Origin of the sequence: Vibrio sp. 1151_11, from assembly GCF_029478525.1 — a bacterium.
GTDB classification, from domain to species: Bacteria; Pseudomonadota; Gammaproteobacteria; order Enterobacterales; family Vibrionaceae; genus Vibrio; species Vibrio anguillarum.
Genome location: NZ_SHMN01000133.1, coordinates 1 through 256, shown reverse-complemented (window position 1 = coordinate 256; position 256 = coordinate 1). Strand labels below are relative to the sequence as shown.

The 256-nt window shown below is 48.0% G+C and carries 2 tRNA genes; both read right to left on the bottom strand.

Going from position 1 to position 256, the window contains the following annotated elements:
* Nucleotides 1-34 precede the first annotated feature (34 nt).
* A tRNA-Lys gene (locus EXZ60_RS19100) sits at nt 35-110 on the bottom strand.
* A 19-nt stretch (nt 111-129) separates the two neighbouring features.
* Nucleotides 130-205 (bottom strand) — tRNA-Glu (locus EXZ60_RS19095).
* Between the last annotated feature and the right edge of the window lie 51 nt (nt 206-256).

Below are 256 nucleotides of genomic sequence, written 5' to 3'. Positions count from 1 at the left end.
CCCACATGTTTTTTCACATTTCTTGTGGAAGAAATGGTGGGTCGTGCAGGATTCGAACCTGCGACCAATTGATTAAAAGTCAACTGCTCTACCAACTGAGCTAACGACCCCTTTACTTCACAACGGAAGTGGTATCCCGTAGGGGAGTCGAACCCCTGTTACCGCCGTGAAAGGGCGGTGTCCTAGGCCTCTAGACGAACGGGACACTAAGTAAGAATGTTTGGGAACATCCTCGTCTCTTAAACTGTATAAACCA